Raw genomic sequence first — 26,400 nt, forward strand, 5'->3', positions numbered from 1 at the left:
TTATGATTTCAATTGATAAGCAACAGCGTAAAATTTGATTTGTTTGGTCATTGCCATCAATCCGTTGGCTCTTGACGGGGAAAGGAATTCCTGTAATCCTATTTCTGAAATAAATTCAAAATCTGAATCTAAAATTTCCTGGGTAGAATGGCCACTGTAAATACTGACTAAGAGAGAAACAATTCCTTTGGGTAATATCCCGTCAGAGTCTGCATTAAAGAAAAGTTTTCCTTCTTTAAACTCAGCATCAATCCACACTTTACTCTGACAGCCTTTAATAAGGTTGTCATCTGTTTTCTTATCTTCTGAAAGCCCTTTTAATTCTTTACCAAGGTCGATGATATACTCATATTTCTGCTCCCAATCTTCAAGAAACGCAAATTCGTCGATAATTTCCTGCTGTTTTTCTTTAATGGTCATTTTTAATCCAATTTCTTTGTGCAAAGATAATTAATTTTAGACTTTTAATTTTCTAATTCAATTTTCATTGCATCTGATCAATAAATCATTGCTGTATATGATAAAAATATAAAATTAAATAGGATAAATTCAATGATTTAAAAAAAATTATTGAGCAGCTTTTTGGATGACGTTAAGTAGTTTTATTTCTTCATTTTCCCAACACAATGCTTCTGAAGCCCTTTCAAGTTCCTGCTGGTAATTGATTCTGCCTTTATTTAAAACCTTTTTTATGGCATCGGCAATATGTTCAGGATGATGGCTTTTTATCATCTCCCCTATATCAAATTGATTTTTAATATTTTGCATTTCCGGAAAATCTGACATAATTAAAGGAACCCGAGCCTGAATGCAATCCAGAATTTTATTGGGCAGTGAATAGAGGTAGCTGTCTCCCCCATTTTCTTCGATACTCATTCCGCAGTCTGCCTTTACCGTAATATTTCTCAGCTCCTCAGGGATTAATTTTCCAAGAAACTGTACTTTATGCTGAAGGTTTTCTGTAGCGACAAGGTTTTCATATTCCATCTTCTTTGGTCCGTCTCCTGCAATGCTCAATACCACATCGTCAAGATAGTGCATGGCAAGAATCACTTTATCTATTCCCCGAAAAGGATTGAGTGCTCCCTGATACAAAAGCATTTTGGGATTATTTTCAGGAATTTCAACATCAAACATTATTCTCCTGGGGGCATTTTGGAGCACTACAGGATGTATCCCATATTTCTTTTGGAACCATTGGGCGTAGCTTCCGCTTGCCGTCATCATGAACTCCAGCTTTGGAATAATTGTATTTTCCAAATACCGCCATAGTTTTTGTGACATTTTACCTTGAACGGCAGGCATTTCCGAAAAAATTTCATGACTGTCAAAAATCAATGGAATATTTAATTTCTGAGAAATAAGATAGTTGGGGAGTAAAGCGTCAACATCATTAGCATAAAGAATTGTATTCTGATCTGCTTTTTTCTTTAGCTGATGGTACAATTTCCAGTTGAATTCAAAGTAAGCCGTTTTTAAGCTTTTTGAAGCCAGATGAATTCTGGAGAAAGGATATGGACGTTCCATTTTCCCTGCTCCATTCCAGTTATTCCCTATCAAGTCTATCTGATATTCATTTTCATACAAGGTTCTGCATACTTTTTCAATGCGCTGATCTGTATATAAATTACTGAAAGCAGATATAATGATATTTTTTCTCATCAGCTTTTCTTCCCTAGCAATAAATGATAGACCTGAATAAAGCAAATAAGTCCGTTTGGAATGATTACCGGCCAAAGCATTCCGTTGTAGACACCATAAATGACAAAGCAAATACAGCCAATCATATTAACGACTCTGATTTTTCTTACATCTTTCAGTATGAAACTCAATACGATAAAAACGGAAGCAGAATAGCCAATATAAGTAGTAATCTCAGGATTCATGGGGATTTTTTACGAATAACAAACTTAATCATTTTCAATAAGATAATAAAATTTTTTCTGCCATAAAGTCATTAATTGATTTTTGGTAAAATATTTGTAATTTAGATAATGAATAAAAAGCAACGTTGCTTTTATTCTAATGAGATATATTATGGATTATAAGTTTTCACAAGGTTTGAGCCAAGTGTTCAAACAAAGCAAAAGCGAAGCTAAAAGGCTGAAAAGTGAATTTCTCAATACAGAACATCTACTTTTAGGTATTATAAAAACGGAAAACTCTGCAAAAGAAATCCTTCAAAACCTTAATGCGGATTTAACACAAATCAGAAGAAAAATTGAAACTCTAAATACAGCAAGTCTAAATCCTATTTCTGAGGAGGTTACCAATATTTCTTTCACCAAGATGGCAGATCATGCCATTAAACGTGCAGAGTTAGAATGCAGACAGTATAAAAGCAATGAAATTAATACCGTTCACCTGCTTTTAGGCATTCTTTATAAATATGAGGATCCTACTTCAAATATTCTAGGGGCTTATGACATCGACTATGAGGGTGTTTCAAGAGAGTACCAGACTATGCTTAAAAATTCCGGGCAGTCACCACAGATGAGTGCTTATGATGACGATGATGAAAGAGAGGAATTTGAGCAGATGAGAAAGCCTACAGGAAACTTAGGTTCTGCAAAAAGTAAAACGCCTACATTGGATAACTTTGGTAGAGACTTAACTTCTTTGGCTAGAGATGGAAAATTAGATCCTGTAATAGGTCGTGAAAAAGAAATTGAGAGGGTTTCTCAAATCTTATCACGAAGAAAGAAGAACAACCCGCTTCTTATTGGGGAGCCGGGAGTTGGTAAATCTGCTATTGCGGAAGGACTGGCTTTAAGAATTCAGCAGAAAAAAGTGTCTAGGGTTCTTTACGGAAAACGTGTGATCACTTTGGATCTGGCAAGTTTAGTGGCCGGAACAAAATACCGTGGTCAGTTTGAAGAAAGAATGAAGGCAATTATGACTGAGCTGGAGAAAAACAGAGATGTCATCTTATTCATTGATGAGCTTCACACCATTGTAGGTGCAGGGAGTTCTACAGGAAGTTTAGATGCCTCCAATATGTTTAAACCGGCTTTGGCACGAGGAGAGATTCAATGCATAGGAGCGACTACTCTGGATGAATACCGTCAGTATATTGAAAAGGACGGAGCATTGGAGAGAAGATTCCAGAAAGTAATGGTGGAACCTACTTCTATTGATGAAACTATTCAGATTCTAAACCAAATCAAAGATAAGTATGAAGAGCACCACAATGTCATTTATACTCCTGAGGCGATTTTGGCGTGTGTCAATTTGACATCAAGATATATTACAGACCGCTTTTTACCGGACAAAGCAATTGATGCTATGGACGAAGCCGGTTCCCGTGTTTATATTAAGAACATGAAAGTTCCTACTGAGATCATTGATTTTGAAAAGAAAATTGAGGATATCAAAGAAATGAAACAGAAAGCTGTAAAAGCTCAGGATTATCTTGAGGCAAGAAAGCTTAAGGATGAGGAGGAACGTCTTCAGATGGAACTGAATGCAGCACAGGAAAAATGGGACAAAGATGTAAAAGAGAAGAAGGAAACCGTAACAGAAGAAAATGTAGCGGAAGTAGTTTCTATGATGAGTGGTGTTCCTGTAACGAAAGTGGGCAAAAATGAGCTGGATAAATTAGCTCAGATGGATGAGAAACTGAACGGAAAAGTGATCGGTCAGGAAGATGCTGTGAAGAAAGTAGTGAAGGCTATTCAAAGAAACAGAGCTGGGCTTAAAGACCCTAACCGTCCAATCGGTACCTTTATCTTCCTTGGAACCACCGGGGTTGGTAAGACAGAGCTTGCGAAGGTAATGGCAAGAGAGCTTTTCGAATCTGATGAATCTCTGATCCGAATTGACATGAGTGAATACATGGAAAAATTTGCCGTTTCAAGATTGGTTGGAGCTCCTCCGGGATACGTTGGATACGAAGAAGGTGGTCAGTTAACGGAAGCGGTAAGAAGAAAACCTTATGCTGTGGTTCTTCTGGATGAGATTGAAAAAGCTCACCCTGATGTATTCAATATTCTGTTACAGATCCTTGATGAGGGTCACGTGACCGATAGTTTGGGCAGAAAAATCGACTTTAGAAATACGATCATCATCCTTACTTCCAATATCGGAACCAGAGATCTTAAAGATTTCGGAGACGGTGTGGGATTCGGAACTTCAGCGAAAAAGACCAATACAGACTCAAGAGCAAGAAGTACCATTGAAAATGCCCTTAAAAAAGCATTTGCTCCGGAATTCTTAAACAGAATTGATGATATTGTTATCTTCAACTCTCTTGTACAGGACGATATCAAGAAAATTATTGATATTGAGCTTAACAAGCTTTATGGCAGACTTGAAAAATTAGGTTATAAAGTAGAATTAACTGAAGAGGCTAAAGACTTTATTTCTGAAAAAGGATGGGATAAAGATTTCGGTGCAAGACCATTGAAGCGTGCTATTCAGAAATATATTGAAGATTTACTGGCAGAAATGCTTGTGAATAAGCAATTGAACGAAGGAGAAACCGTGGTTCTTGAACTTAACGAAGCGAAAGACGGATTAGTAGGAAAAACTCCAAAGCCTAAGAAATCAGCGGCTGAAAAGTCTTCTCCTCAATCTTAAATAAATAATTTAATACCAATAAAAAGCATCGGGAATTTCCCGATGCTTTTATTTTTTTATGGGGGTTCATTACCCCTTTTTTGATGTGATTATTTTCGGTACGATTTAGAAATTATTTTAATAACCAATATCCCATGGATCTTATATGGACGGACAAACCGTATTATAACCCCACCACAAATCCTATATTAGGAATCAGTCCGCTTGAAAATACACTCGAGTTTTCTTTATAAAGCACGTTATACATCAGCCCGATCTGCATAAAAGAATTATTGCCTATTCTCTGCATATATCCTCCACCAAGATAGAGCGCATTTTCTTCTTCATTGTATTTATAATCATAGTACTTGTCTTTATAATTAATAAAATAATGCTGAAAATTGGCGCCCAGATAAAATGATCTTGCAAAGTAGTAATTGACAAACGGGCCTACTCCAAACATCGTAGACTTATAATAATCTGAAGTCTGCCATGAAACACTCCCTACAACTCCCCCTTCAAGATCTTCAGTAAGCCTGTACCCTACTCTTGGTGATGCCTGCAGGTAAAAAGAACTGTTGCTTCCAAAACCCACCCCAATTCCTCCTCCGAAAGTCCATCTGTTGGTTTCCTGAGTGGGTGTCCCGACTGAAATCTGGGAAAAAACTGATCCTGAGCATATCAGCATCAATGGAATAATAAACTTTTTCATATGTATCTATTTATTTTGTCTAAGGTCATATATAACAACAGCATCACTTTCATCTTCATATAGCTGTTCGAAACTTCGTTAATACTGTTTTCTATATTAACATCGTTTTTATCAATGTTTAAAATTATGGTTTTTTTACGAATTTTTTTAGTTGTATTTTTGCCGCATCAAACTAAGAACTCCCGTTAAGAGTTTCGTAAAATTGAAATAAAATGAAAATAGTAGTAGGCCTCTCCGGAGGTGTAGATTCTAGTGTTACAGCATATTTGCTACAACAACAAGGTCACGAGGTAGTGGCTTTATTTATGAGAAACTGGAATGATGCTTCCGTAACGTTAGAAGATGAATGTCCCTGGATTGAGGACAGCAACGATGCCTTAATGGTCGCTCAGAAGCTTGGGATTCCTTTCCAGGTGATTGATATGAGCGAGCTGTATAAGGAACGTATTGTGGATTATATGTTTGCGGAATATGAGAAAGGAAGAACTCCGAATCCTGATGTTTTGTGTAACAGAGAAGTAAAGTTCGATGTTTTTATGAAAACAGCAATGTCTTTAGGTGCTGATAAAGTAGCTACAGGACATTATGCAAGAGTAAATTCCACTTTTGACGAAAACGGTAAAGAAATTTTCCATCTTTTAGCAGGAAAAGACAATAATAAGGATCAGTCTTATTTTCTTTGTCAGCTGAGCCAGGATCAACTGTCAAAAGCATTGTTCCCTATTGGAGAGCTTACAAAGCCTCAGGTAAGAGAGATTGCAAAAGAAATAGGGTTGGTAACAGCTGATAAAAAAGATTCTCAGGGATTATGTTTTATTGGAAAAGTAAGTCTTCCTCAGTTTTTACAGCAACAATTGAAACCTAAAGAGGGGGAAATCGTAGAGATCTTCAAAGATTCACCTCTGTTTTCTGAAGAAATACCAGAATTTTCTTCCAAAGAGGAAGAGCTTATATTTTTATCGAGAAAGATTGATTATAAAAAAGCTGACGGAAAAGTAATCGGGAAGCATCAGGGAGCACAGTTTTTCACCATTGGACAAAGTAAAGGTCTAGGAATAGGTGGTCATAAAGAAAGCTGTTTTATTGTATCGAGAGATATGGAAAACAATATCATTTTTGTAGGCGAAGGAAGTCATTTTCCGGGACTATACAAAAAGGCTTTAAAAGTTGATAATGCTGAACTGCACTGGGTACGTGAAGATATGAAGCTGAAAAATGGGGAATCCATGGAAGTTATGTCGAGATTCAGATACAGACAGTCTTTGCAGAAAGCTACTTTATATCAGTTTGAAGATGCTTTTTATATTGAATTTGAGGAAGCTCAGTCTGCTATTGCTGAAGGACAGTTTGCCTCCTGGTATATTGATGACGAACTTATCGGAAGTGGCGTAATTGCATAGCAGAGATCGGGAATCTAAATTTCAGGGAGATGAGTGGCTGTATGTATACTATATTGTCATATTCTTTGAAAAAGATTTTTTTTTGAAAGTTTTCTGTAACGTTTATCAAGTTGTTGTACTTACTGAGTACATAACAATAAAAAATATTCCTATGAAAACGACTACAAAAAACCAGTATGCTTATGCAAACAATATTCTGATCGCTTTAGTATCTGCCGTTTTTGGTTATAATCTATACCAGGCTATTGTACATCCTGATCATTCAAATATTGCATTAAGTCTCATTTTAGTGGTTCTTACTTCTATTATGGTCCGAAAATACGGCAACAAACCTACAAAGGAAAAACAGAAAGATATATAATATCTAAATATAGATAAGCCCGAAGCTATTTTGTTTCGGGTTTATTTTTGGATTAAGCCAATTACTTGCGTGTATTCTTGAAATAAGATGGAATAAATACTGCTCCTGCAATGCATTCAAGAACCAGGATCATCACTAAAAAACCAATCGGCTTATCCAGCATTATTCCCCTGATCAGTTTTAAAATCCCTAAACCAAAAATGAAAGCCAGGCCATAAAAAGTGGTTTTTGAAACTGTTTCCTGAAATACTCTCAGTCCAAAAACGGAAGCATAAAAGCCCAGTAAAAGAATTAAGTAGAATGTTAGAAATTCGGGGCCTTTTAGAAAAATGGGATTAAAAGTCTGACATTCTGCCACAAGCCATATCAAACTGATGATAAACGGAGCTAAATGGATGATGTATTTTTTCATAATTCTTGTTTTAATTGGTATTTCTTACCCACCACATCCTCCGCAGCCACCACAACCGCCTCCGCAACCTCCTCCTCCACAACTGCTTCCTCCACAACCGGTTCCGGAATCATTGCCGTTTTTAGCTTTATTTTCCTGAAATGTGGTAGCAATGAGGCTGATGATAAAAATGACAGCGATTGAAAGTATCACGGATCCCAGGGTTATGACAATCTCACCGAGACAGGATGACAATGTTGAAAGCATAACCAGTAACGGTATGAAGCGAAGCTTTTTCCACCAACTCCTCCAATTTTGCTTTTCTCCTTGCTGAAGCCAGATATCGGAGGGGGCCTCCAGTTGGAAAATCTCTTTGTAGCTTTTCAGGGTTTCTGAAAACCAATCCCGATGTTTTGTAATCTCCTTTGTTCCTCCTTTTGAAGGGTGATGATGAAGATTTCTTTTTAAAATATCAGGACAAAATTCTTCCCAGTAATTTTGAGTGTAAATCAAATGCATATGCCATACTTTATCTACTATTTTGCTTGGGGAAGCCCCATTCGGAAGTATACAGCAGAGATATACAAATTTTTTATATTCTTCAATTGCTTTCCGGGCAAAATCTACCGTCCAGTTTTCTTCTTTTGCCAGTTTTTTGGAAAAAGGAAAATCGGCATCAGGGGCGTCTAAGGAAAATCCCTGGATCCTGCTCCAAAGAGACTCGTCTTGTAATACCATTTTTGTTTCCATTGTTTTGATTTTAATTTTTCTACTCAAATATCTATTGATTTTAAAATATAAAAGTCTTCCAATAGTCTCATTTGGATCGATAAAAATCTTAAATTAGTCTTACAGAATTCCGAACTCCATCTGAAACCTAAAAAGAAAATAAACAGATGAAAAAAGAAGATATTTTACACCTTGAGAAGCTCATGAACTTCTTAAGCCGGCAATTTTTAAAGAAAAACCATTGGCAAGACGTTACCAAAACGGAATGGTCTTACATTAGTGCAGAAATTAATGACCTTATTATCAGTGATTATTCTGAAAAAGAGATAAAAAAAGATCCGGATCTCTTAGGGTTGAATTACCTTTATGAACACTTGATTATCAATAAATTAAAGAAATATCACCACAACGAAAACGCTGTTCTAAGCCGCCCCAATCTGGCAAAGATAAGTTTGATTGTCAGGGTTTTAGGCTACTCAAATTATATAGATTTTATTAATTCCAATACGGAAGCTTTTAATTTTAATGATCTTAAAATTGATATGAATAATGCAGCCCCGAATACCGCTCTTTTAGACCGATTGGTGGGCTGTTGGTATTCTTATAACAGAAATCTTCCGGAAAACCCCTTACTGGCCAAAGAAGACAGGATCTGGCGCTCCGCCATGGAGATCTACAAATCCGAAACCACGGGAGAATACTTTATTGAAAGAAGCGGAGGTGACCATCATAAATATTTCGGGAAAGTGACCGCTTATTCGGATTATGTTTTTATTATCATGAACAGCAATACTTTTATCCGTCAGAGGCATTTTGTTTCCAGAATAAAAGATATCAAAGAAAAGCTTAAAAATCCGGACTATAAGCTGCACGAACTTCATTTCATCAGCACCTGTATCAGTTTTAATCAGGAGCCTATAGCCTTATTTGAAATCTTCCGGAAAGCAGACCGAAAAAATTTTATTTCAGATTCCATCAGTTTTCCGATAGACAGTGATGAGATCCCCGAGTCCATATTAAAACAGCTTGAAGACACTGAAGCTAACAGAATAGATTACAGGTAATTGAATAAAATATTGTGGCTTTCAAAATTCGGGATAAGTGATTAGATCCCGAGGTGCAAAGAGGAAAACAGGAAGAACTTGTCTTTTTATTCACTTCTGAAACTGAACTATGACCACATTTTTATCTTTAAAAACTACGCTCTTCCCGCCTTCAAAAATTCAAGTTGATACAAGGTGTCTCTCCTATGCCAAGAATACATTTAAATGCTTAAAATCTGTGCATTACAGTAATAATTACATACATTAATAGTTCTAATTATAAACCCTTAATTATCTTATTATGGAATATTATGAATTATATGAAGTTTTGAAAAGTCATTTTGATTCCCAAAAAAGGTATACAGAAATAAGGGATTTAAATGTGACCATAGAATCTATTCCTTTCTTATCAAAAGCCTCAGGATTATTGTATGGATCTTCCAATTCCGAATGCATAAGACACCATCACCAACCGGAAATCAATGAGAAAGCGTATTTGGTGTATGATCAGCCTTCGATAGATACAAAGGACTTTGACATAGACTGCAACAAAAATTTTGAATATTATATTCTTAAAAGAGCTGATGTGAAAACAGCGAAAGGAAGTATTATTTTTTTCCATGGGCTGAATGAAAAGAAGTGGGATAAATATCTACCCTGGGCCTACGAGCTTGCTCAACGAACGCATAAGGCTATTATTCTGTTTCCCATCGCCTTCCATATGAATCGTGCTGATCCCATCTGGAGTGACCGTCAGCATATGACAGATATTGTCAACTTCAGGAAAGAAAGATATCCTGAAAACACTAATTATTCTTTTGTCAATGCGGCAATAAGTTCCAGACTGGAAGCCCATCCGCAAAGAATTTTCTGGTCAGGATTACAGACTTATTCTGATATGATCGAAGTGATCAAAGACATTAAAAACAATAAAATAAATAGTATTTCTGCAGATGCCAGCTTAGACCTATTTGGGTATTCTATTGGGTCTTTCCTTTCCATGATTATCAAAATGGCTGATCCGGGAGGCTATTTTTCACAGTCCAGACTTTTTTGTTTTTGTGGAGGAATGACGATTGACAGGATGTTTCCGATCTCAAAATATATTATGGATGCTCAGTCTGCTATTAAAGTCCAGTCTGCCTTTACTGAGTTATTAATTTCAGATTTTAAAACAGACAAACGGTTAAAGCACTACCAAAATGAGGCGTTACATCCACAGGAAAGCTGGTTTAAAAAGATGCTCAGATATAATTATTTTCAAAAAGAAAGGGAAGACAGAATCCGGGAGCTTCAGTCACAGATAAAGGTATATGTACTGGAACAGGATCATGTTGCCCCTCCTATTGAAGCTTTGAACACGTTACAGGGAGGCTACAGAGATATTGATGTGGAAGTTGAGATCAAGGATTTTCCTTTTGAGTATTCTCATATGGTGCCCTTCCCCCTCACCCATAAAAATAAGAAAGAAGTTACCACTGGTTTTCATGAGTTTATAAAATCAGCCAGTGATTTTTACGGGCAATAAGCTCCTCTTAATCCATAGTTTGGAGCCGATAAAAGAGTTCAGCTTTGAGGATAAAAGATCTCAAGAAAAAACTTAAAAAATAGAATAATAAGGTCCATGATTATGTTTTAATAGGTTAAATATTTACGTGAGAATAACTCATGTAATCACTTGAAATTATTTCCATTACACTTTAAAAACATAAGCTTCCCTCACATTAAAAGCATTGGCTTCCCAATCCTAACTTACCAGCCAATCTTTAAAGTCTTTGACGCGATCTCTGCTTACTGTAATTTCTTCGTCCGGCTGAAATGCAAGGTCCACTTTGTAATAAGGTGAGGTATGAATGTTTTTAATAAAATCAGAATTGATAATAAACTGCCTGTTTACTCTGAAAAACTTTTTCTCTTCCAGAATATCTTCCAGTTCATCCAATGTAAAATCTGAAGGATAAGTGCGTTCCTGTGTCTGAAGGTAGACGATTTTGTTTTCACTGAAAAAACAGCTGATTTCCTCTGTCTGCACAATCTTCAGGTTATATCCAATCTTTACCAATACCCTGGAAAGAGTAGATTTTTCCTTTTTGATCAGCTGCTTGATATCCTGAGAGCCTGTTGTATTGTCTGCCGGAATAAATGATTTAAATTTCTCCACAGCTCCCGAAAGGTCTTCTTCCAATATAGGTTTTAAAAGATAGTCTATACTGTTTAATTTAAATGCTTTCAGGGTATACTGATCAAAAGCTGTGGTATAAATGATAAAACCTTTGGTAGGTATTTTTTCAAATATATCGAAAGACAATCCGTCACCTAAAACAATGTCTGAAAATATCAGCTGGGGATGTTCATTTTCCGTGAACCATTCTACTCCTTCATCCACAGATTCTATTTTGGCAACGACCTCAATTTCAGGAAAATTGCTTAACATTCTTTCCAGTTTTCTGGAAGCTGGTTTTTCGTCTTCGATAATGACAGTTCTGATCATCAGGTTATTCGTTTTAATTTCAGTTTTTAGGAAATAAAGTTAAATAAAAGCAGACAGTTTTAAAAATCTATTGGCTTTTTGTTTTTTCCAAGCTCTTTCTCGATCAGCTCTTTCTCCCATTCGGCATCAAAAACAAATAGTTTTACTGCTTTTATCGTAAGAATTATCGCCCAAATTATCAGAAAAAGATGTCCGCTGAATATGTTAATTCCTGCAAAATGATCTTTCAAAAAGTCATTAAGAAGAATGATTCCTGCTATGATACCAAACCATAAAAGACTTTTATAGAACTTTTTGATCTTATTCACTCTTTCGTATGCTGTATTGTAATCCATGATTGTTATCTGTTTTAAAAATGATTATAATGTTTTTGTTTTTCCTTTCTCCTCAGCCATTAATTCTCTGATCTTTTTCTCTTCCCAATTTTTTCCGATTCCGAAGACATTAACCGCATGGAAGGCAATTCCAATCCCCCAGCCAAGCATTGGCCATAAAAACCATAAATATCCGGGAGCCGTCAAAAGATTCAGTGCTGCTAAAAAAGGAATAACCAGGCAGAACGAGGTAAGGTTCCCGTAGAATTCTTTTAATTCTTTTACTCTTTTGGAAGCTTTTTGGTAGGCTAGTGTTTCTTTACTTGATGATAAAATTTCCATAATACGTTGTTTTTAAGGTTAGTAATTTGTTTTTGCTGATTCAAATGTATGAAGGAAAACAGCCCTGTATCAACTTTATATTACCGAATGGTAGAATATGCTATCCGAATGGTAAAAGTCCGGGAATTAACAGAAATATTGTTTTCAGAAAATGCAAGACAGTAAAGGATTTCCACCTATTCTGCTGTTGTAAAGACATAAAGATTTTATCTGCCATAAAATGACATAACGCTAAAGCCCTGATGTGTGGAAACTGATTTGTAAATGACTATACTTTAGAAAGATCCAGGATTGAAATTTGGATTAAATAAAAACCTTGGGGAAGTGATAGGAATCTTGATCAGGCTAAAAATGTGTATAACGATGCCTACAAACAGCTTCACACAGGTAATGACAACCTTATCATTCAGACTCAAAAACTTAAATCTCTGGGCATTAAAAACAAAAAAGATCTTCTTCCAAGTCTTATTGATAATAGCAATATCTCAGCCCCTGAAAGTTAATTCTTATGAAGAAAATCATATATACATCCGGTATGGTTTTTTAATCCCTTATTTTTTAGCTGCTTTGACTGTTTTCTTCATAAACAGTTGTAAAAATATTTATACAAATTGTTTTTATGATTTCTTATCAGAAGCATTTAAATAAATTTAGTCTAATTCTTTAATAAATTTTCAATCAATTTATTTTGTATCGCCATTAGTTGAGCTATTTGTTCCTGTTGCTTCGTAAGCTGCTCTTGGTTTTGAATCAAATTTTCTAAAACACTTTCAGAAATTGTATTATGGATGGTAACAGTACTATAAATATTTCCAACAGCAGAATTATGATTATTATCGGTATTGTTTTGAACTATTTGATCATCCAGAAAATATTGCGGTTCTATTTTAAAAAAATCCGCTATTTTTTGCATAAAAAGAAAATCTATCTTTTCTATCAATCCATTTTCGATCTTGCTAAGATAGCTTTGGGAAATGTTTAAATGGTACGCCAGATCTTCCTGAGAAATTTCTTTCTGCTCCCTTAATTTTTTTATTTTGAAACCTATACCGTTATTCATATTCCATAATTTTAAAATGTAAAGGTAATCTTTTTACTGAAAGTTTTTATTCCAAACGGAATAGTATTTTATTCATATTGGAATTGTGGCTTAGAAAATTATTTAACATTTTTAAGAAAAGTTTTGCGAAATGCTTTTTTATAAGAATTCCAACCATGCAAATAGTAGTATAAAAGTGTATAAAAATTCATAGATAAATAGCTCTTCGATAGGCTCATTAATGATCTTGTTGAATGTGGGTATTTAATTTTTTTTTCAAGTATAATAAAATACGACTAGTTCTGTCGCTATCGCTTAGTAGCTTTGTTTTTAAGAAAAAAAATTGAAAAATAAAAGACACGAAATGAAAAAATAGGAATACAATTTCGACTTTATTACCGTAAAAATCCGGATGTAAAAGACGGTAATTTTACGTATTTCAGAGTTCTTATACAATGTGTAAGTTCACCTGAAGAAAAAACAATAACAAATGAGTGAAAAGAAGTTCGGTTATTACGCTTAATTTCTTGTATGCACAATGTAAGGAGTCTCCTTGTTTATTATGTGCAGGGCTTTAAAAGCCTTAAGGTCTCTAAAGACTATCGATTGCAAAACCTGATTTTTGATCAGGCTACACACCATTTTTCAAAATAAATTTGTATGAAAGTATTCTATCATTCAGGATAACAAATCCTGTCGACAAAACTGCACAAAACACAATTCCCTCAATTGGGAATTATTTCTAATTTTTATCTTCACAAAAAAATCAACAAATGAAAAAAATCTATTTGAGCGCATCACTCTTATGCGCTTCCCTGGGACTATCGTATGCCCAGGTAACAGAAGTTTACTTTAAGTATGACGAAGCCGGGAATCAACGGTACCGGGGTCCTGACTCCGCAGCCAGACAGGCTTCTGAACAATCCAAAACATCTTCTTTAGCGGGATCACAGCTGATGGATGAAAAAACATTCTGGGAACAGATTCGCCTGTATCCTGTTCCGGTTAATGATGTTTTAACGATCGACTGGACAGAAAAAGCAGACGGACTCATAGAATCCGTCTCTTTATACCAGCACAGCACCGTACACTGGAAATTCCAGCAACAGAATTTACCTGACCTTAACAGGCAGCTGAAGATTAACATGACAGGCTATGACTGGGGCGTATATGTACTGCGCTTTACGCTAAAGGACGGAAGAGCTTTCAGTAAAAACATCACTAAAAGATAATGCCATGAAATACAATAACAATAAAAGAAAATTACTTTCGTCCTTTGTGCTGTTTTTCATCTCCATGATGTATTTTGCACAAACGACTCCGACACAGAAATTTCATGATACCAAAGGAAATATTGAGGTTAATGGAGCCGGACAGCTTCAGTTTACATTACCCATCGCTCTACCGCCGGGTATAAAAAATGCAGCCCCGCAGGTAAATCTTGTCTATAACAACGGCGCATCCAATGGAATTTCTGGCTATGGATGGAATATCGCGGGTACTAGCTCAATTTCAAGGATCGGAAAGAATATTGAAAGAGACAGAGAAGTGAAAGGTGTTCAGTTAGATTATACCGATTATTACAGCTTCAACGGACAAAGGCTCATTTTAAAATCGGGAGAATACGGCAAAGATGGTGCAGAATATATAACGGAGAAGTATTCTAATGTAAGGATTAAATCTGTGGGGGCAGTTTCAGGACAGCTGTGGCAGGGTCCTGAATATTGGGAAATTACTTCCCCTGACGGATCCCAGACCTGGTATGGAGCAACAGGTTCAGGTGATAGTAGCGCCAGGACTCCTTTGGAATATAATATTGTGAAATGGAAGGATGCGCAGGGAAATTATATCACATATAATTATACACAAGACACAGGAACTCATGTCGCGGTAATTTCTTCCATTAAATGGGGAGGAAATGAAACTTTAGGGAAGACCCATTTTAATGAAATTGTGTTCAATTATAATGTAAACGTGACACGAGGGCTCATAGAACAGTCTTATATGAATGGTATATCCTTTATTCAGGATAAGCTGCTAAACAATATTGTGGTAAATACCAATACCTCCCAGTATAAAAAGTATGATATAATCTACAAGTCTGACAATACAAAATATCAATTTGTAGACAAAATACAAGAATATAATTCAGAAAATCAGCCTGCAAACCCAATTGAATTTTTTAGAACTGAGAATAACCCCAATAACACCCATGTTAATACCGGAAGTTGGAAAAATTTTTATGAGCTTACTTTGGGTGGTGATTTTCGCGGAACTCATGCTACGGATTTTATTATATATCAAAATGCATCAGCAGGTACGCCAGGAGGTTATTATTTACATTATGGGGATGACTTACCCAAATATTATTTAGGTCCGGAGAATGTTTATAAGGGCGCGGCTCCATTAAATATCAAAGATGCTAATAATTTTGTCAGCAGTAAACAGGGATTTGTTTCTTATTCGATAAATCCAACAACAAGAGACTTAACCCTTAACTATTATCTTATTGATTTAACAAAACGTATCAATGTTTCAACTCAGTCCTATCCTAATGCCTTATATTTAGCAGGAACAAAAGTTATTGCCCGTAATCAATGGGATGAAAGTGAAAGTAATTACCCTCCCGATATTTACTATTCATATTCAAAAGTAAGTAATATAGTGAAGCTTATTCCCTATGATATCGAAGGGGATGGCATACCGGAAGTCCTGATAGCAAAAAATAACTCTGTTAGAACTAAAACATGTCCACATTTGGACGGTCAATTACCACAAGAGGGAGATTGTGATACAACAACTTATGAGGAGAACAAATACATTGTGGTCAAACAACAAGACAATTCCTTCCCTTTTTTCCAATTTGATTTTTATAAAAATGAAAATCTTCTTTTTGGAGATTTTAATGGGGATGGAATTGATGATATTGGGAGATCTGATCTTGACTCGAATACTACTATAAATGGAGAGTCTGTACCTGAAAATATATTACGGGCCTATAATCTGAAAAAAAATAGCCAGGGAAATTATAGCTTATCAGAAGTATTTTCTGCGAATTATTCCGGACTTTCTTCCCAGGTACAGATGGGTGATTTCAATGGGGACGGGATATCAGATTTATTTGTTCGTACAAATAGTAATAATCATTATATTGTCAATCTAAATACGGGGAAAAGCTTCTTAAAAACTCCTTATTTCAATGATTTTAATACAACTGAAAGCAATACAGGTAATAAAAATGGTTATTATTACACAGCCAAAGTTTTAGACATTAACGCAGATGGGAAGTCTGATATTATAGATTTTGGTACCAGCTATAGTATTACGTCATCTACTTCTGCAAATACCTCACTTACAATAAAAGTTCATGAAAATCAAGGGTATTTAAATGGGAGAATTCAATTTGGTGCCAACCAGCCTGTTACTACTAATTATAATGCACCCTATATTTTTAGAGATATTTTAGGATTAAAGCAGAATGAATTATATGTTTATACGCCTACATCAAATCCAAATCTTGGCAGAATAACTAGTTTTCTTCATTATTCTAATCTTCCAAATTCATCCATTAACAGAATTGTACAGGGGGAAGTAACAAATTCAATTACTTATGATGGCTCAGATTCAGTCAGAGGATACTATAAGCCAATAAAAAATGAACAATATCCATTAATGGAACTGGGAGAAATAAATTCACAAATAGTTTCAATGATTACAACCAATAGTAGATTTAAAAAATTCCGCTATCGTGGGCTTATGATAAATCTGCATAATAAGAAGACTATTGGTTTCAGACAGCTGGCAAGCTCTTCATGGTATGGGGCTGGTTTTGAGAATACAATCATATGGTCCGGAACTGAAGTAGATCCTCTTAATGAAGGGGTACCAGTTAAAGAATGGTCCATCAGAACCAACGATGAGACTAAAATATTCCCGGCAGATATTTCTGAAAATAATACCCAACTACTGAGTTTTAAATCTACAACCTATCAAACTGACAAGCTTTTAAACGATCAGGTAATAACAAATGCCCCTAGTGCAGACAAAGCTAATGTCGTTACCGTGATTCTCCCTAAAACAAGCAAAGGAAAGGATTTCTTAACAAACGCTACTGCCGAGAGCACCATTACGTATGGAGCATATTATCTTCCGGTACAAAGCATCTCGAAGATCAACTCCAGTCTTGCTGAAACGACCACCACCTATGAATATAATAACAATCCTTCTGGTGTTGGTGCTGATTACTATATAGGACGCCCAACATCCAAAACTGAGGTTATTAAGGCATATAATGATACCAAGTCAGGTAAAGAGGAGTATACCTATGAAAGCAACCGTATAAAAACCATAAAAAAATGGAATGAAAATAATACTGCCCATATATTGGATACCTACAGCTATGACGGTTTTGGAAATCTCACCCAGAAAATGATAAGCAATAGTACAGATTCCGGGACCCAGACCACGAAGACAGAATATGAAAGCAAAGGAAGGTTTGCCATTAAACAAACCGATAATTTAGGATTAGAAACCCAGATTACCTATAATGATCAGGGGCAGATATTAACCCAGACAGACCCATTGGGAAATACCCTAACCAACACCTATGACGGCTGGGGCAAATTGCTCACTTCCACAACCAATTTACAGGGAACAACCAGCTATACCTATGAAAGAGACTCTAATGCCAACGTAACAGTTACTCAAAATGACCCTGATGGTAATATATCAAAAGTCTTCACCAATAAATTGGGGCAGGAATATAAAACAACCACTAAAGCCTTTGGACAGGGACAATTTGTATCTAAAGAAACCTACTATGATATATTAGGTAGAAAAATCAGGGAATCTGAGCCTTATTTTGAGGGGCAGAGCCCGGGTCAATTTAATACTATTGCTTACGATGACTCTGTATACCCTGCCAAAGTAACAACTACCGCATTTAGTGGTAAGCAAACGGAAACTACTGTTTCAGGATTGACAACGACCGTTAAGGAAACTAACGGGTATGGAAGAACAACTTCCAAAACTGCTGATGCTTTAGGAAATATGATCTCTTCAACAGATAAGGGAGGAATTGTCAAATTCAAATATAATGCTGCCGGGCAACAAACAATAGCTGCTTATGAAGAAAATACAGTGAGTACTAAATATGATGCATGGGGAAGGAAATCAGAATTTAATGACCCTTCTAACGGGATCTATAAATATGAATATAATGGACTCGGGCAACCTAATAAGACTATTAGCCCGAAAGGAACAAAAGAATACAAATATAATAATTTAGGACAGCTTATTTCCCAGAAAGAGCTTTCTACTACTGATGGTGGGCAGGCAACTAATAAAACAATTGGTTTTACCTATAATAATAAAGGGTTGCTTTTAGGAAAATTATGTGTAGCAAAAGGTCAGATACTTACTTATAAATTCACCTATGACCCTCAGGGAAGGTTATTATCTTCTGTAGAAAATAGTAATGGGAAAACTTATTCGCAGAAAGGTATCACCTACGACGATAAAGGAAGAATAGTTTCTTATGAAAAAGAATTACAGTCTTCGGGAGCTTACACTAAAGTTATGGTAGAAAATGTATACAGCCCATGGAACGGTGATCTTTATCAGATGAAAGATAAAAGCTCTGGAAAAATTCTCTGGGAACTGAAAGAAGCCAATACCAAAGGACAGTTAGTAAAAGCCAGTCTGGGTACAACAGCTGTCAGTAATACCTATGATGTTAATGGTTTCCTTACAAATGTCAATCATTCCTCACCGGTAATGGCAGGTATTCTTGAACTCACTTACTCATTCGATGCCATAAAGAATGAGCTGAAGACAAGAGGGACCGGAGGAGATTTCGGTATTACAGAATCTTTTGATTATGACGATAATAACCGACTGATCAACTGGACCAATCCGGTAACAGGACAGAATTCTCAAAATATTTATGATGTTAAAGGAAGAATCATGGAAAATGACCAGGTAGGGATCATTAAATATGAAAATTCTGCTAAAATTTACCAGCCTACAGGAATGACCCTGAATGCCGCCGGAATACAGAACTATAATGGAGATTTAATCCAAAGTGTTGTGTATAATGAGAATAATGACCCGGTATTTATTGATGGGATGAAAGGGGATGTGGCCTTTCAGTATGGGGTTTCAGGTATGAGACAGAAGGTTAGTTATGGCGGTAATTTTGATCCTAAGGGAGAAGGAAAATTCACGAAATTCTATAGTGAAGACGGTAGCTTTGAAGTAGTAAAAGACAATAGCATAGGCAAAGAGAAACATATTTTATACATTGGTGGCAGTCCTTATGAATCCAATATTGTATATTTGAAAGACTTTGGTCAGATTGTCGGTTCTTATAAATTTCTTCATAAAGACTATATAGGAAGCATTCTTGCCATCAGCGATGAAGCGGGAAATAAGCTGGAGCAAAGGCATTATGATGCATGGGGCAGCTTGGTAGCCCTGTCATTTGGAAATGACGGAGCAGTGATCACGGATAAAAACATCATTGATAATTCTGCTTTATTAATAGATAGGGGCTATACCAGCCATGAACATTTTGCAGAGGTAGGGATTATCCACATGAATGGCAGGTTGTATGATCCGCTCTTAAGAAGGTTCTTAAATGCTGATGAAAATATACAGAATCCTATGAATACCCAAAACTATAACAAGTATGGGTATGTGATGAATAATCCGCTGATGTATAATGATCCAAGTGGAGAGTTCTTAGCATGGCTTTTTGGGGCTATGGTAGGGAGTTATTTCAGTGGAGTTCAGGCCAATCATGGAAATTGGAATCCTTTAAAATGGGATTGGAAAAACACCTGGACTTCTGTAGTGGGGGGAGCATTCGCCGGGGCCGCTCTTGGTCAGGGGATAAGCAATATTAGTGTATACGGAACAAAATTTATTCAAAATTCCGTAGTGGGAGCTGTTGGAAGTATATTTAATGGACTCACCAATGGGCAAAACATTTTTAAAAGTGCATTAACAGGATTCTCTGGAATAAATTATTCATTTAATTTAGCGGGGAATAGTATGACCTCTACTGGAGTTGATGCAGGATATAAATATATCGTTTCTCCTGATTATAATGAAACGGGTGAAACTGAACAATATTTCCAAATGGCAGGCTTCGCTCAGTATGGCGCAAGTGGAGGTATAAAGCCGCCGTTTGATAAAATGGAAATAGGACAATTAGCTTCTGCGGGAATAATCTCGGCAGTGACTGCAAGGATATTGATAGGAGCAATTGGCGCGGAAGTAGCCGGAGCAGGTGTTATTGGAGCAGGTGGTGGCCTTACCTGGTCGTCGGTAGCAAGTACAGGTAATACTATATTGGCAAGAACATTTGCTTTAGGCCTATTATTATCTGTAAGAGGTGATAGTTCGGGCCCACCTAAAGCGTATGTTTATACTATAATGGGTAGAGAAAAAGTTGCAAAATTTGGAATAACCAGGGCACAAGATCCAGACAGCAGGCCTTCAAGGCAGATTTCAGGACTAAATAGAGATTATGCCAAGGAGGGGCCACATAATTGGATGTATCTGCACCAAGGAGTCTCAGTGAACGAAGCTTTTTTATACGAAAAGTATTATGTATGGCAATATGTTCAAAATACTGGGGCGATGCCATATGCCCAAAAGTATCCAAAAGCAGATAAGTTAACAGAATATCTAATAAAATATCTTAATTTGAAATAATGAGAAATATTTGGTTTACAATCTATACAGGTTCAATTGAGGAATATTCAGGAATTGCTAATTATCGCACATTACTTGAAATATTACTTATACCTGCAATTCAGGATAAAATTAATAGAGACAAAAAAGTACAAAAAATAATGCTAATGTTTTATTCCGATTTGGAAAATGACGACATAGAATATTTTAAAGGGCTGTATTATAATAAGAAGCCAAGTACTGGAATTATAAATATTTCAATTGCAATTAAAGAAACAGATTGGAATAATCTTTCTGAACGAAAGAGGAAAGATTTCCTAATTGAAAAATGGAAGGTTCTTTTCAGTAATCTTTCGGACGATTACTTTTTAATCGATAAATCTGAAGTAATAAAGTCTTTGGATGAACTAAAAAATAAAGATTGGAAGGTAACTACTTCACCGATTAAGAAGAAATTGAAATATAACAAGGAAGTTTATACCGTTGTAATAGACCTTTCAACTGAACGAGCACAACTGGCTTTAGTCAGAGATTCTGACGAAAAGTGGATTAAACTCAAAGATTTTGAAACTTGGAAGATAATGACAGACGCCAACTTCAAAAATTTTAAGCTAGATGGTGATATTTTGGCATTTAGCTACAGCAGTGTTTTTAACACCCTTTTTACAGCACCTGAAATTTTCAATTTGAAGGAAATAATTAATTAAATACATTATGAGACAAAGTAGGAAGATTTCCTACTTTGCTTCTTTTCAAATAGCTTAATATACACCTATGAAAAAAATTATTAACACCCTAGCAATTTTTAGCTGTCTACTATATTGTGAGGTATGCATGGCTCAATCTTCTCCAAAGTATATAGAGATTGAATGGAAGAATGGAAGTGAGGCGGCAAAGAAAATAATGAAAAGCAACTTTTATTATGATGTACTAGATGCATGGTCCCCCTTTGGAAATGATACTGGAAATGATACATACTATTTGTATTGTGATTGGAAGCGGGAGCATCCAAAAGAAAATGTAAAAAAGTTTATGGAAGAGGAGCTTGTTAGTTTAGGATATCCCGGATTTGATCTTTATTTGGATGGCAAAGATCCAGAGAGGCTTAGGAGGATAGTCAATACCATGCACAACCAATATATCGATTTAAATGCAATTGATAACGAAGTAATTGCATTGGCATTTTCTCAATTGTTTTTGGAAGGCCGTATTGAACCTGAAGTAAAAAAGTGGGCAGAAGCTGCATTTAGTAGAGAATCGGTATATCTTGATTATTGGGGTGATAAAAATGGAGAAGCTAAGGAGAGAAAAGAGAGGAAAGAAAGAGAGGAAAGAATGAATCAACTTTTAAGCGATTTACGAAAAATTGAATGATAATAGGTGCTAAGCCAGTAAGGCTATGCACTCACTTGATCTTTTTTGATGGTTTCCCTCCTGATCAGCTTCAGGAGAGATTTTGTTTTCTATAAACTATAAATCAACAGTTATTCTATGTTTTTTTCAAATTTATTAGTAATATTATATTCTCTATCTTTTATTACAATATCATAATTGCCTTGGTCTAAAATAAGATATCTTGAGTCTTTTACACTTAGTAATTCTATAATATCTGCCGGAACACCCTTATTTTCAAATTCACTCCTTCTGTAGGCAAAAATCAAAGAGGGGTAACTTTTAATGTAAGAGGTTGGTATTTCATAAAATTTGCGACTTTTATTAAGCATCCAATTAGGTCTTGCTTTAATATAGGTGGTAATTGGATGTATAATTTTTATGTCGGTAAAAGATTCCTTTTGAATTCCTGTAAGTACCATTTTATTTTCTGCTAATAAAACAACAGGATAATTCCCATTTATAGTGCTTAATAATGGATCATTCTCCTCAGGGTTGCTTCTTTCAGAAAATTGCGTTTGATCAATTGTAAGAGGATTTATCTTTGTTAGATCAGAAAGTCTTCCTGCCATTGTTTTTTCCCAAGTCTGGTGTTTTCCTTCATATGCATGCTCATATCCACAGTAAATAAAATATTTTCCATTTTTATTTTTCTGCATAAATTGATAGATATTTTCTGCTTGTTCCATCTCTCTTTCTTTCCCATTTTTCCCTTGTTCTGCCTCATATTTAAATAATGTAAAACCTAAATCCAAAGCAATTTTAATGAAATTACCAAATTGTGGTTCTGAAGTGTAAAAGCCACTTTGTGTTGTTGGAAATTTTCTAATATTTATTGAATCATCACCTAAAGCTTCAATACCTAAATAACGATAGCCATTTTCATAAAGTCCTTTTAATAAAGATGCCGCAAACATTCTATGACTTGCATAATGGTGTGCTTCATTGAGAATCACTATTTCCTCTTTTTTTGATTTATTTATGATATAATCTTTAGCATTTTCAACTTTATGATTTATGAATTTCAAACTATAATCTTTAGGTGTTTTTTTTTCCTTCTGCCTTAGTTTATCCCAGGTTTGTAATCCCTTAAAATAATAATTTGATATAGAATACCTCATTGCTCCAATTTGATATTTATAAGAATCATCCTTACTTTTATCATTATTGATTTCCTTTTCAATATCATTTGAAAATTTATAAACATTTTGTGCTTTTAAATTCAAAGAAAAAATGGCGAAAAATAAAAAAAATGTTGTTTTCATACGTTATTTGGATTTAATTTAATTATCGAGATTATTTCCATATATTCAAGCATACTTTACCCAAAGATTTATCATTGACAAGAAACAGTATCTCAGCCCTATTTTTTTCAAGATCCTGTTTCAAGATAAGCTATATTTTTAGACATAAACACTTTTAAAAGTAAAGATATATATTATTTTTTCCTTTATCAGTCTTCTTTAGAGTTTTGTTTTTCCATCAGTTCTCTGATCTTTTTATCTTCCCATTTTTTCATAAAATTGGTCTTGGGTATAAAAACCGTTACCGCATGGGCAAGGAGACCAATTCCCCAGAATGTCGCTGTAAAGAAGTTTTTAAACTGAAAATAACTTTCTCCAGGTTTCAGATTGGCACAATTGTACACAACAATCATCGCATTTACAGCAATATAAGCAAATAGATGTCCATAAAAGCCTCTCAATCTGTCTACCTGTTTTTTAGCGAGCTGGTATTGAATATCATTTTCGTCAAATGTTTCCATTATTTCTGTTCTTTTGTTGATTCATAATTTCTCTAATCTTCTTTTCCTGCCAGGACTCCCCAATGCCAAAGACCTGAAACGCATGGGAAGCCAGGCCAATTCCCCATCCCAGTGCCGGAAACCAAAACCAGTGACTGCGGCTTCCCGTAAAGAGATTGATAAAAATTAAAAAGGGAATAATAATGCAATAAGAAATCAGGTTGGTATAAAATCCTTTGATTTCTTTTACTCTTTTTTGTGCTCTTTTGTATGCTTTTATTTCATCATCAGGTTTTACACTGACAATATTGGGTTTAGCTGAAAGCATCGGAAGTTTTACTTTAAAATAATCTTCTGATTTTTCAATAAAAACATTCCTTTTGGTAAGGAGAGCATAGCGCTGTACGATATTGGAAAGTCCTATCCCTGAGCTTTCTTTGATCTGCTCCCTGACCTGAAGGTTATTTTCGATGCAGAGGGTTCCTCCATCTGAAAATATTCTGATGACCAAAGGTTTTGAGGAAGTAGCAAAATTATGTTTGATACAGTTTTCCAATAATAGCTGGAGCGAGAGTGGAACCACATATTTCTGATAGTCTTCTTTGGCAACATCGAAGACAAAATCTACACTGTCTTCAAATCTTGTCTTTAAAAGGTTACAATAGGTTTTTGCAAATTCTATTTCATCTTCTACCGTCACCAGTTCTTTGTCTTTCTGTTCAAGTACATAGCGGTAAATCTTAGACATTGAGGCGGTAAATTTCTGGGCCTGCTGTGGGTTTTCATCAATCAGAGAGCTGAGAACATTCAATGAATTAAAAAGAAAATGAGGGTCAAGCTGGTTCTTTAAACTTTCAAACTGTGCATTGGCAGACTTTGCAATAAGCTTCTGCTCCACCACTTCTTTCCGGGATGTTTTCTTCAGTTCCTCCATGAATCCTTTTGCATGGAGAAAGGCAGAGATAAGCAATGCTACATTTATGGTAAACCAATTGATAAAATTATATTTTTCCGAAAAAAATGTTTCTGTAGTCACCGCTTTCTGGATCAGTACAAAATTGACATAATTACAAAAATAAACCAGCACAAAATTCAGGATAAGAATAGAGGCAATACTTAAAATTGCTCTTTTCGTTGTTGCTTCTGCCCAGGGAATTCTTTTATTCAGAAAGCTGTTAAGCATTCCATTTCCCCCTCCCAACACGAAAGAATACAGCATGGAAATAAGGATTGTATACAGGAAATTCTCGATGGTCTTTTCTGATGTAAAGGCAAAAAAGAAAAACATGGATACGGCCAGAGAGACCCAAAACAAGGTTATAAAATTATTACGCTTCATGATCGTTTTCTTAGCTCAAAATTAGTTTTTATTAAAGGTATCAAAAATTATTTCTTACCGAAAGGCTGGTTTTTAATCCTGAATGGTATAAAAAAACCTTCATGGGATGAAGGTTTTTTGAGTTAATCGGTTTTAAGCCTTAGAGACATCCTTTTCCTGCTCTTCTGCTGGTGTTTTTATTTGGTTTTCTCAACAGGAAGGCTGATAAAGTATTCTGCTTCGGATCTTCCCCAATTGGGATCCAGTGCGGTCTTAAGCTTGTAGTTATTATATTTGACCAATGCTTCTTTAAACAATTCCAGCCCTTTTGTTTTGCTTCCGCCATACTGTTCAGGCGTAAAATAAATGTCTTCGGCTTTAATCAGGGCAATTCTGGGATTAGCAGCATCCAGTTTTTCGGCAATATTAAGTTCTTCTGAAGCTCTTGCCCCATCGGTCATAAAACGTTGCGCAGGGTTGACCATCATTCTTAGTGAATTAGCCATTTTCTTCAACAGATGAATTTCAGCATTATCAGCTCCTGCAAGACTTTGAGCCAGCCCAAGAAATTTTTCTGCCTGTGATGCCACGCCATCAAGCTCCTGCATATTCCCGTTTCTCATCATCACCCTTCCTTTTTGAATCTGAGAAAAAGCGGCATAATAGGGAGGCAGCCACTGTGAGCTTTCTTTACTTCCTATTCTCTCAAAATCGTTGGCCAGGGTCTGAAAATCCTCCGGTGTTTTACAGGTTTCTATTTTAGCTATTTTTTCAGTCATGATTTTTTCATAATCTGTCTGTGCAAAAGCAGTTAAACTCATACAAGCTAAAGCAAAGCTTAAAAGGTATTTTTTCATTATATTATTTTT

General features: G+C 35.6%; 24 protein-coding genes. 10 read left to right on the top strand and 14 right to left on the bottom strand.

Annotated elements, in window-relative coordinates:
• The 3 genes from DRF57_RS15150 to DRF57_RS15160 all read right to left on the bottom strand — a co-directional run bounded on the left by DRF57_RS15150 (position 1) and on the right by DRF57_RS15160 (position 1,886).
• Positions 1 to 420 carry a SufE family protein gene (locus tag DRF57_RS15150; RefSeq protein ID WP_047484421.1) on the bottom strand — a complete coding sequence of 140 codons (420 nt, stop codon included), beginning with the start codon at positions 418 to 420 and terminating at the stop codon, positions 1 to 3.
• Positions 421 to 567: 147 nt separating this feature from the next.
• A complete protein-coding gene (locus DRF57_RS15155) occupies positions 568 to 1,662 on the bottom strand; it encodes a glycosyltransferase (RefSeq protein WP_115919408.1) in 1,095 nt (364 codons plus the stop codon).
• On the bottom strand, positions 1,662 to 1,886 hold the full coding sequence (locus DRF57_RS15160) for a uroporphyrinogen decarboxylase (protein ID WP_115919410.1): 225 nt from the start codon (positions 1,884 to 1,886) through the stop codon (positions 1,662 to 1,664). Before DRF57_RS15160 ends, DRF57_RS15155 begins: the two co-directional genes overlap by 1 nt.
• 151 nt (positions 1,887 to 2,037) lie before the next feature.
• Here DRF57_RS15160 and DRF57_RS15165 point away from each other — a divergent pair, with 151 nt between their 5' ends.
• The gene (locus tag DRF57_RS15165; RefSeq protein ID WP_047485035.1) at positions 2,038 to 4,578 is read left to right on the top strand and encodes an ATP-dependent Clp protease ATP-binding subunit; all 2,541 of its coding nucleotides are present in this window, start codon (positions 2,038 to 2,040) and stop codon (positions 4,576 to 4,578) included.
• A gap of 163 nt (positions 4,579 to 4,741) precedes the next feature.
• Here DRF57_RS15165 and DRF57_RS15170 read toward each other — a convergent pair whose 3' ends face one another.
• Positions 4,742 to 5,269 (bottom strand): hypothetical protein, encoded by a 528-nt coding sequence (locus DRF57_RS15170; RefSeq protein WP_052188446.1) that lies wholly within the window; start codon positions 5,267 to 5,269, stop codon positions 4,742 to 4,744.
• A 212-nt stretch (positions 5,270 to 5,481) separates the two neighbouring features.
• Between DRF57_RS15170 and mnmA the strand changes: the two genes are divergently transcribed.
• Together mnmA and DRF57_RS15180 are read left to right on the top strand one after the other, a co-directional pair.
• Positions 5,482 to 6,669: a tRNA 2-thiouridine(34) synthase MnmA gene (gene mnmA / locus DRF57_RS15175; RefSeq protein ID WP_047484415.1), complete on the top strand. Its 1,188-nt coding sequence runs from the start codon at positions 5,482 to 5,484 to the stop codon at positions 6,667 to 6,669.
• Between the two features lie 151 nt (positions 6,670 to 6,820).
• A complete protein-coding gene (locus DRF57_RS15180) occupies positions 6,821 to 7,030 on the top strand; it encodes a hypothetical protein (protein WP_084086617.1) in 210 nt (69 codons plus the stop codon).
• Between the two features lie 61 nt (positions 7,031 to 7,091).
• On the opposite strand, the gene DRF57_RS15185 is transcribed toward DRF57_RS15180, so the two are convergent.
• Both DRF57_RS15185 and DRF57_RS15190 read right to left on the bottom strand, forming a co-directional pair.
• Complete coding sequence (locus DRF57_RS15185) at positions 7,092 to 7,442, bottom strand: hypothetical protein (protein WP_115919412.1); 351 nt, start codon at positions 7,440 to 7,442, stop codon at positions 7,092 to 7,094.
• 24 nt (positions 7,443 to 7,466) lie between these two features.
• Positions 7,467 to 8,171: a glycine-rich domain-containing protein gene (locus DRF57_RS15190; RefSeq protein WP_115919414.1), complete on the bottom strand. Its 705-nt coding sequence runs from the start codon at positions 8,169 to 8,171 to the stop codon at positions 7,467 to 7,469.
• Positions 8,172 to 8,317: 146 nt separating this feature from the next.
• Between DRF57_RS15190 and DRF57_RS15195 the strand changes: the two genes are divergently transcribed.
• The gene (locus DRF57_RS15195; protein WP_115919416.1) at positions 8,318 to 9,214 is read left to right on the top strand and encodes a hypothetical protein; all 897 of its coding nucleotides are present in this window, start codon (positions 8,318 to 8,320) and stop codon (positions 9,212 to 9,214) included.
• 280 nt (positions 9,215 to 9,494) lie between these two features.
• Entirely contained in the window at positions 9,495 to 10,721 is a 1,227-nt protein-coding gene (locus tag DRF57_RS15200; RefSeq protein WP_115919418.1) for a DUF6051 family protein, read from the top strand.
• Between the two features lie 219 nt (positions 10,722 to 10,940).
• Here DRF57_RS15200 and DRF57_RS15205 read toward each other — a convergent pair whose 3' ends face one another.
• The 3 genes from DRF57_RS15205 to DRF57_RS15215 are packed head-to-tail and all read right to left on the bottom strand — an operon-like array spanning position 10,941 to position 12,340.
• Complete coding sequence (locus tag DRF57_RS15205) at positions 10,941 to 11,684, bottom strand: LytR/AlgR family response regulator transcription factor (protein ID WP_081988886.1); 744 nt, start codon at positions 11,682 to 11,684, stop codon at positions 10,941 to 10,943.
• Between the two features lie 59 nt (positions 11,685 to 11,743).
• On the bottom strand, positions 11,744 to 12,019 hold the full coding sequence (locus tag DRF57_RS15210) for a 2TM domain-containing protein (RefSeq protein ID WP_084086322.1): 276 nt from the start codon (positions 12,017 to 12,019) through the stop codon (positions 11,744 to 11,746).
• Positions 12,020 to 12,043: 24 nt separating this feature from the next.
• On the bottom strand, positions 12,044 to 12,340 hold the full coding sequence (locus DRF57_RS15215) for a 2TM domain-containing protein (RefSeq protein ID WP_047484404.1): 297 nt from the start codon (positions 12,338 to 12,340) through the stop codon (positions 12,044 to 12,046).
• Positions 12,341 to 12,693: 353 nt separating this feature from the next.
• On the opposite strand from DRF57_RS15215, the gene DRF57_RS15220 reads away from it, so the two are divergent.
• The gene (locus DRF57_RS15220) at positions 12,694 to 12,843 is read left to right on the top strand and encodes a hypothetical protein (RefSeq protein ID WP_228450408.1); all 150 of its coding nucleotides are present in this window, start codon (positions 12,694 to 12,696) and stop codon (positions 12,841 to 12,843) included.
• A gap of 152 nt (positions 12,844 to 12,995) precedes the next feature.
• Here DRF57_RS15220 and DRF57_RS15225 read toward each other — a convergent pair whose 3' ends face one another.
• Positions 12,996 to 13,400: a helix-turn-helix domain-containing protein gene (locus DRF57_RS15225; protein ID WP_115919420.1), complete on the bottom strand. Its 405-nt coding sequence runs from the start codon at positions 13,398 to 13,400 to the stop codon at positions 12,996 to 12,998.
• Positions 13,401 to 14,152: 752 nt separating this feature from the next.
• Between DRF57_RS15225 and DRF57_RS15230 the strand changes: the two genes are divergently transcribed.
• The 4 genes from DRF57_RS15230 to DRF57_RS15245 all read left to right on the top strand — a co-directional run bounded on the left by DRF57_RS15230 (position 14,153) and on the right by DRF57_RS15245 (position 22,451).
• Positions 14,153 to 14,611, top strand: coding sequence for a hypothetical protein (locus tag DRF57_RS15230; protein ID WP_241508029.1), 459 nt, complete (start codon positions 14,153 to 14,155; stop codon positions 14,609 to 14,611).
• Between the two features lie 4 nt (positions 14,612 to 14,615).
• Positions 14,616 to 21,098 (top strand): RHS repeat-associated core domain-containing protein, encoded by a 6,483-nt coding sequence (locus DRF57_RS15235; protein ID WP_115919422.1) that lies wholly within the window; start codon positions 14,616 to 14,618, stop codon positions 21,096 to 21,098.
• Positions 21,098 to 21,784 (top strand): hypothetical protein, encoded by a 687-nt coding sequence (locus DRF57_RS15240; RefSeq protein WP_115919424.1) that lies wholly within the window; start codon positions 21,098 to 21,100, stop codon positions 21,782 to 21,784. The genes DRF57_RS15235 and DRF57_RS15240 overlap by 1 nt, the downstream gene beginning before the upstream one ends.
• 67 nt (positions 21,785 to 21,851) lie before the next feature.
• Complete coding sequence (locus tag DRF57_RS15245) at positions 21,852 to 22,451, top strand: hypothetical protein (protein ID WP_123863330.1); 600 nt, start codon at positions 21,852 to 21,854, stop codon at positions 22,449 to 22,451.
• Between the two features lie 110 nt (positions 22,452 to 22,561).
• On the opposite strand, the gene DRF57_RS15250 is transcribed toward DRF57_RS15245, so the two are convergent.
• The 4 genes from DRF57_RS15250 to DRF57_RS15265 form a co-directional block, all read right to left on the bottom strand.
• Positions 22,562 to 23,734, bottom strand: coding sequence for a hypothetical protein (locus tag DRF57_RS15250; protein WP_115919428.1), 1,173 nt, complete (start codon positions 23,732 to 23,734; stop codon positions 22,562 to 22,564).
• Positions 23,735 to 23,922: 188 nt separating this feature from the next.
• Positions 23,923 to 24,234, bottom strand: a complete 312-nt coding sequence (locus DRF57_RS15255) for a 2TM domain-containing protein (protein ID WP_115919430.1) — start codon at positions 24,232 to 24,234, stop codon at positions 23,923 to 23,925.
• Positions 24,221 to 25,552: a 2TM domain-containing protein gene (locus DRF57_RS15260; RefSeq protein ID WP_084086318.1), complete on the bottom strand. Its 1,332-nt coding sequence runs from the start codon at positions 25,550 to 25,552 to the stop codon at positions 24,221 to 24,223. The genes DRF57_RS15255 and DRF57_RS15260 overlap by 14 nt, the downstream gene beginning before the upstream one ends.
• A gap of 176 nt (positions 25,553 to 25,728) precedes the next feature.
• Entirely contained in the window at positions 25,729 to 26,388 is a 660-nt protein-coding gene (locus tag DRF57_RS15265) for a hypothetical protein (protein ID WP_047484396.1), read from the bottom strand.
• Positions 26,389 to 26,400: the final 12 nt, after the last annotated feature.

The sequence above is a fragment of the Chryseobacterium rhizosphaerae genome (assembly GCF_003385455.1).
GTDB lineage: Bacteria > Bacteroidota > Bacteroidia > Flavobacteriales > Weeksellaceae > Chryseobacterium > Chryseobacterium rhizosphaerae.